The sequence below is a fragment of the Synechococcus sp. Lug-A genome, from assembly GCF_024345655.1.
Lineage (GTDB): Bacteria > Cyanobacteriota > Cyanobacteriia > PCC-6307 > Cyanobiaceae > MW101C3.
Map to the genome: position 1 here is coordinate 25,447 of NZ_JAGQBN010000023.1, position 7,530 is coordinate 32,976.

Genomic DNA, 7,530 nt, shown 5'->3' on the forward strand with positions numbered 1-7,530 from the left:
CACTGCTCCATCTGAGCAATCCAGAGGGGCCCATCGGCATCAGCCAGGCCTCAGGCCAGCTGCAGGGGTGAGTGCAGCCGGGCGGTGAAGGCGGCGGCGTGGAGGGTGTGCACGGCGGCCGCGCCATCGCGGACGCAGAACTGGTGGCCGAAGCGCACGTAGCGGGTCTGGTCGTGCAGCTTCACCAGTGCCACCACCGGCACCCGCACCCCCGCTTCGTCCTGCTCCGGCCGGTGCCGCACCAGGCATTCGCGCAGCTGATGCTGCACGGCGATGTCGGCGGCCTGCTCGGCCTCCAGTTCCACCAGCAGCAGCTGCAGATCATCGATGGCGCGGCAATCGTCCACGATCAGCTGCACGCGGTCGTCGCGGCGATCCACCGACGCCCAGATCAGCAGCCGTGCATCCACCATCAGGTGATCGCAGAGCCGGGCGAAGGTTTTCGGAAACACCACCGCTTCGGCGGTGCCGGTGAGGTCTTCGATCTGCAGCACCGCCATGCGATCACCTTTGCGGGTGGTGACATTTCGGATCTCCGGCACCATCGCCACCACGCTCACGCGCGCCTTGTCGGCCTGCTCCTCGAGCGTGGCCAGGCCGATCGGTGAGAGCAGCCGGATCGGCTGCGCGAGTTGCCGCAGCGGGTGATCGGAGAGATAGAAGCCCACCAGTTCCTTCTCCAGCCGCAACTTTTCCTTCGGCGGATAGTCGGCCACAGGGGCAGCTTTCGGCGCCATGCTGTGATCAGCGCCGCCGCCTGATTTGCCGCCGCCATTGGCGGGTGGGGCGGCGAACAGATCGAACAGGTTGCCCTGGCCGCTGGCGCGGTCGCGGGCGCGTGAGCCTGCCCAATCCAGCACCAGATCGAGATCCGCCATCAGCTGGGCGCGGTTGGCGTTGGGCTCCAGCGCATCGAGGGCACCGCAGTGGATCAGCGATTCGAGCGCCCGCCGGTTCATCAGGTTGGTGGGGATGCGATCGCAGAGATCAGCGAGCGAGGCAAAGGGCCCCTCCGCCTGGCGGGCCTCCAGCAGCTGACGGATGGCGCCATCGCCGAGGTTGCGCACCGCCGAGAGCCCGAACAGGATGCGATCGCCGGTCGGGGTGAAGTCGATGCCCGAGGCATTCACATCGGGCGGCATCACCTCGATGCCCATCGATTGGCAGTTGGCGATGTAACGCTGCACCTTGTCGGTGCTGCTGGCGTTGACGGTGAGCAGGGCAGCCATGTAGGCCACCGGATAATGCGCCTTGAGATAGGCGGTTTGATACGTCACCGCCCCGTAGGCGGTGGAGTGGCTCTTGTTGAAGCAGTATTCCGCGAACAGCACCATCTGCTCGAACAGCTTTTCCGCCACCGCACTGTTCACGCCGCGGGCCGTGGCCCCCTCCACGAACTGGCTGCTGTGCTTCTGCATCTCCGACACCTTCTTCTTGCCCATGGCGCGGCGCAGCAGATCCGCTTCCCCCAGCGAATAGCCGGCCAGATCCTGCGCGATCCGCATGATCTGCTCCTGATACACCATGATCCCGTAGGTTTCCTTCAGGATCGGCTCCAGGGCCGGGCAGGCGAAATCAATCGCTTCGCGGCCGTGCTTGCGGTTGATGAATTTGGGGATCAGGCCGGCATCCAGCGGGCCGGGGCGGTAGAGCGCCAGGATCGAGGAGATGTCTTCCAAGGAAGAGGGTTTCAGATCGCGCACGATCTGGCGCATGCCGCTGGATTCCAGCTGAAAGATGCCTTCCAGATCACCGCGGGCCAGCAGTTCATAGGTGCCGGGGTCATTGGCCGGCAGGGCATCGGGGTCGATACGTTCACCGCTGCCCCGCTCCACCAGATCCACCGTCTTCTCGATCATGGTGAGGTTCTTGAGGCCGAGGAAGTCCATCTTCAGCAGCCCCATCGCCTCCACGTCTTCCATGAAGTACTGGGTGATCACCTGGCCGTCGTTGTTGCGCTGCAGCGGCACCAGCGAATCAAGCGGTTCGGCGGCGATCACCACACCGGCGGCATGCACACCGAAGGTTTTGTTGGTGCCTTCGATGCGGCGGGCCATGTCCACCCAGCGGCGCACATTGGCGTCGTTTTCATATTTGTCGCGGAACTCCGGTGCCGGTGACTCCGGCCCGATCATCTCGGCGAGTTTGGCCGGTTTGCCCCTCACCACAGGAATCAACTTGGCCAGCCGGTCGGCGTCGCCGTAGGGGATGTCGAGCACGCGCGCCACATCCTTCAGCACCGCCTTGGAGGTCATGCGGTTGAAGGTGATGATCTGCGCCACCTTGTCGTCGCCATAGCGCCGGGTGACGTACTCGATCACCTCGCCGCGCCGCTCGATGCAGAAGTCGGTGTCGATGTCAGGCATCGACTTGCGCTCGGGGTTGAGGAAGCGCTCGAACAGCAAGCCGTGTTCCACCGGATCGAGCGCCGTGATGCCAAGCGCATAGGCCACCAGCGAGCCGGCCGCCGAGCCCCGGCCCGGGCCCACCGGGATGCCCTGCTCACGGGCGTAGCGGATGTAATCCCACACCACCAGGAAGTAGGTGGGGAAGCCCATCTGCTCCATCACCTGCAGCTCGAAAGCCAGCCGCTCGCCATAGAGCGCCGTGAACGGCTCGGCGGCCGAGAGCCCCAGCCGCTGACGCAGCCCCTGCTCACTCACCTCGCGCAGATAGCTCACTGCCGTGTGGCCATCGGGGATCGGGAAGCACGGCATCTGCTGGCGGCCGAGGATGTCGTAGGCCTCCACCTTCTCGGCCACCATGGCGGTGTTGGCGATGGCGCGGGCCACCACGGCGGCATCGAGATGATCGGCGAACAGGCGGCCCATTTCCGCCTCGCTCTTGATGTATTCGGTGCCGGTGTACCGCAGGCGCTTTTCGTCGGTGACCAGCTTGCCGGTGAGCACGCAGAGCAGGGCGTCGTGCGCTTCCACGTCACCGCTGGTGAGGTAGTGGGCGTCGTTGGTGGCGATCAGCTCGATGCCGAGTTCGGCGGCGATGCGCACGATCTCCACATTCACGATCCGGTCTTCCGGGGAGCCGTGATCCTGGATTTCCAGGTAGAAATCCTCCCCGAACAGCTCCTGATACCAACGGGCCACATCCCGCGCCACATCCGGGCGGCCGCGCAGAATCGCCTGGGGGATCTCACCGCCGAGGCAGGCGGTGGCCACAATCAGGCCTTCGCTGTACTGCTGCAGCAATTGTTTGTCGATGCAGGCGCGCGCAAAGATGCCCCGGCCACGCATGCCGCGCAGGTGGCTGATGCTGGTGAGCTTCACCAGGTTGCGGTAGCCGGTGTCGTTCTTGGCGAGCACCACCAGGTGGTAGCGGCGTTCTTTCTTCGGCTGCGGATCCTCGATCGAGCCGTTGATCACATACATCTCATTGCCGATGATCGGCTTGATGCCGGCCTTGCGGCACAGCTTCAGCAGTTCGATCGCGCCATACATCACGCCGTGGTCGGTGAGGGCGAGGGCCGGCATGCCCAGCTCCACCGCGCGCTCCACCATCTGCGGCAACTGGCTGGCCCCGTCCAGCAGGCTGTAGTCGCTGTGGTTGTGGAGCGGAACGAAAGCCAAGGGCGTGCGGTGGCTGAACCACTACGGGGTGTGCTTACCCTACGGGCACACCACTAGATCTGGCGTTCAGTTCCCTGTTCAGGCATCGCCGGCTCAGGCCACCAGGGCCGCCTCAGGACGGCTGTCCATCACCCGCGCCGCCTGTTCGTAGTGGTGAGCCACCTGCAGCAGGCGCGGCTCCTCCAGCACGCCGGTGATCAGCTGCAGACCGATCGGCAGGCCGTCGGCGTCGAAGCCGCAGGGCAAGGAGATCGCCGGCAGGCCCGCCATGTTGGCCGGAATCGTGAGCAGGTCGGCCAGGTACATCGCCAACGGGTCGTCGGCGTGGGCGCCGAAGCGGAAGGCGGTGGTGGGTGAGGTGGGGGTGAGCAGCACGTCCACCTGGCCGAAGGCGGCGTCGAAGTCGCGGCGGATCAGGGTGCGCACCTGCTGGGCCTTCTTGTAAAAGGCATCCACGTAGCCGGCGGAGAGGGCGTAGGTGCCGATCAGGATGCGGCGCTGCACCTCGTCGCCGAAGCCCTCGGCGCGGCTGCGGGCGGTCATCTCCGCCAGGCTGCCGGCCTGCTCGGAACGGAAGCCGTACTTCACACCGTCGTAGCGGGCCAGGTTCGCCGACGCCTCCGACGGGGCGATCACGTAATAGGTGGCGATGCCGTCGTTGAAGCGGGGGCAGCTCACCTCCACCAGCTCGCAGCCGAGGGCCTCCAGCTGGGCGGCGGCCGCCAGCACCGACGCCTTCACCTGGGGATCCAGACCCTCCTGTTCAAAGCATTCGCGTACGAGACCCACGCGCAGACCGGCGATGGGTTGCCGCAGCGCGGCCCGGTAATCCGGCACGGGGGCCTGCAGGCAGGTGCCATCGCGGGGGTCGGCGCCGGCGATCACCTGCAGAAGCTCTGCGGCATCGGCCACGCTGGTGCTGAACGGGCCCACCTGATCGAGCGAGCTGGCGAAGGCCACCAGCCCCCAGCGGCTCACCCGGCCGTAGGTGGGCTTGAGCCCCACCACGCCGCAGAAAGCAGCGGGCTGGCGGATCGAGCCGCCGGTGTCGGAGCCGAGGGCCGCCATCGCTTCGCCGGCGGCCACCGCCGCCGCGCTGCCGCCGGAGCTGCCGCCCGGCACCCGTTCCGGGTCCCAGGGGTTGCGGCTCGGGCCGAAGGCGGAGGTTTCGGTCGAGCTGCCCATGGCGAACTCGTCGAGGTTCGTTTTGCCCAGCAGCACCGCGCCGGCCTGCCACAGCCGCTCGGTGACGGTGGATTCGTACGGCGGCACGAAGTGCTCCAGCATGCGGCTGGAGCAGGTGGTGGCGATGCCCTTGGTGCAGAGGTTGTCCTTGATCGCCAGGGGGATGCCGGCCAGCGGCGGCAGCGTCTCACCGGCGGCACGGGCGGCGTCGATGCGATCGGCATCGGCGCGGGCCCTCTCCGCCGTCACCTCCAGGTAGGCATGCACGGTGGGATCCACCGCATCGATGCGGGCCAGGTGGTGATCGGTGAGCTCACGGGCAGACACATCTCCGCTCTGCAGCCGCTCACGCCATTCGGCGATCCCCATCCCAAGCCCATCGTTGCTGGTGGGACGCTATCAGCCGGGCTCCTGGACGTCGGTGAGGGGTTCGCCCCGGTGGGTGCGGAGGATTTCATGGCTCAGCCCGCCGGGCGCCTCTGCCTGAAGATCGGCGAGAAAGTGCTCCAGCTCCACTTCCAGCTCCTGGCGCCGCATGAACGGGCCGAACCAATAGATGACGTTGGGATCGTGGGTTTCCACCCGCGCCCACCATGCCATCCCCAGACCGTTCGCCAGGCTGCGCAAAGGCCGGATCAGGGCGTCCATTCAGGCTTTTCGTACCGACCCATTGTGCCCTCGCATGGGGCCGTCCATAGCCGTTTTTCCCGAATGGTGTGCACCGTCGGACTCAGAGCTGGATGTCCCCCTGAAAGCCCGTGGGGCTGGTCGGCGAGAGCTCCAGGGTGAGCTCCAGAGGCGCTGAGGGAGCTGCCGGGGGTGCCGTGCCAGCGGCCGCCTCGCTGGTGCTCTCAGGCGGCGGGGGAGTGGCGGACTCCGTTGCTTCTGCTTGCCCCACCGGTTCCGGTTCGACGCCGGTGAGGAACTCCTCAGCAGCCGCTGCCTCCTCCTCCAGCTCCTCATCCAGGTGCCTCTCCCCACTCACGGAACGTGCCCGATCGGCGAGCACCTCTGCATCGGCTGTGAAGTCCCCATCCGCGAGCTGCTCGGCAACGGCGCGCTGCTCTTCAACGACGAGAACGTCCGCATCAACCAACAGCTCTTCAACCACAAGGCCCCCCCCCTCAACGGCGAGGAGCTCCTCAGCAGCGACGAGGAGCTCCTCCGCAACGGCCAGCAGCCCAGCAACAGGCTGCTCCTCTTCAAGGGCCAGCCGCTCCTCATCGGCCGAAAACACAGCGTCCGGGTCGTCACCAACGGCTGCCGAATGGTCAACCGCCGCTGCGGCCTCTGCACCTACGTTGGCTGCCGCTGGCGCGGCTGCGCTGGTGCTGGCTGCCGCCTTGCTCGGCAGCTGCGGACGCACGATGCGTGGAGCCGGGGCATTGCCGGTGATCGCCTGCATCCAGCCGCGGCGGGCTACCTCATAGAGCAGCAGGGCCGTGGCCACCGAGGCGTTCAGGCTGGGCGTGGCGCCCCGCAGCGGAATGCGGATGAGCTGGTCGCAGTGCTTGCGGGTGAGCATCGAAAGCCCCTGGCTCTCCGAGCCGGTGACCACCACCAGCGGGCCGTCGAGATCGGCTTCCGTGAGGCTTACCGTGCCTTCTTCAGCCAGGCCCACCACCCGGTAGCCCTCCTCCTTGAGCTGTTCCAGCGAGCGGTTCAGGTTCACCACCCGGGCCACGGGCAGGTGCTCCAGGGCGCCGGCGGCCACCTTGGCCACCGAGCCGGTGAGGCCCGCATTGCGGCGCTGCGGCAGCACCAGGCCATGGGCGCCAAGGGCTTCGGCGCTGCGAACGATCGCGCCGAGGTTGTGGGGATCGGTGAGTCCGTCCACCGCCATCAGCAGGGGCGGCTCGCCGATGCCGCGGCAACCGTCGATCAAGGTGCCGAGATCGAGGGTCTCGGCGGCAGCGACCTGCAGCACGATCCCCTGGTGCACCGCTCCACCAGTGAGCTGGCCGAGGCGGGCCCAGGTGACCTCCTCCACCAGCACCCCACCGGCCTTGGCTTCGCGCAGCAGCTGCAGGAAGCGGGGAGCGAAGCGCAGCTCAGGGGTGCACCAGATGCGGTGAATCGGCCGGTCGCTCTCCAGGGCGGCCTGGGCGGGATGGCGTCCCCAGATCAGATCATCGGCCGGTTCGGCGCCGAAGCGTTCCGATTCGCCCGTTGCCGGCGGCTCGCTGGCACCACGGTCGACGAACACCCCGCCGGAAGCGCCGGGGCCATCAGGCCGGGGGGCGGAGAAGGGGGGCTTGCGGAAGGGCGGCCGGCCCGTGGGGCGGCCGCCGAAGGAAGGACGGCCGCCGAAAGAGGGACGGCCACCAAAGGAGGGACGACCTTCCGGCCTGCGATCGCCGAAGCGGCGCTCACTGAACGGGCGGGCGCCCGAGGGCCGATCGCCGCCAGGGCGGTCGCTGGAGGGGCGATCGCCGGCTGGGCGGTCCACAGAGGGCCGATCACCTGCAGGCCGCTCCCCACCGGGCCGCTCGCCAAAGCGCCGCTCACCCCCGGCGCGATCTTCCGTGCCACGACGGGGGCCGAAGCGGGCACCACCACCAAAGCGGGCGCCGCCACCAGCGCCATCGAAGCGCGCACCGCCGCCGGCACCACTGCCGCCGCCGAATCGTGCACCACCGCCGCCGAATCGTGCACCACCGCCACCGAAGCGGGCGCCGCCGCCCTCGGCCGGTGCCGCTCCCGCTTCCGGCCGGCGACCGGCGGGACGTGAGCTGATCACCCGGGCCGGGCGGCCTTCGCC

General features: G+C 67.9%; 4 protein-coding genes. All 4 read right to left on the minus strand.

From position 1 onward, the window contains the following. Positions 1-50: 50 nt before the first annotated feature. Positions 51-3,584, minus strand: a complete 3,534-nt coding sequence (locus KBY86_RS14110; RefSeq protein ID WP_255141591.1) for a DNA polymerase III subunit alpha — start codon at positions 3,582-3,584, stop codon at positions 51-53. Between the two features lie 93 nt (positions 3,585-3,677). Then, complete coding sequence (gene gatA / locus KBY86_RS14115) at positions 3,678-5,138, minus strand: Asp-tRNA(Asn)/Glu-tRNA(Gln) amidotransferase subunit GatA (protein ID WP_255141592.1); 1,461 nt, start codon at positions 5,136-5,138, stop codon at positions 3,678-3,680. Positions 5,139-5,168: 30 nt separating this feature from the next. Continuing rightward, positions 5,169-5,417, minus strand: a complete 249-nt coding sequence (locus tag KBY86_RS14120; RefSeq protein WP_094513405.1) for a DUF1816 domain-containing protein — start codon at positions 5,415-5,417, stop codon at positions 5,169-5,171. 82 nt (positions 5,418-5,499) lie between these two features. After that, positions 5,500-7,530, minus strand: a 2,031-nt coding sequence (rlmB, locus tag KBY86_RS14125; RefSeq protein ID WP_261347630.1) for a 23S rRNA (guanosine(2251)-2'-O)-methyltransferase RlmB, incomplete at its 5' end; no start/stop codon positions are given.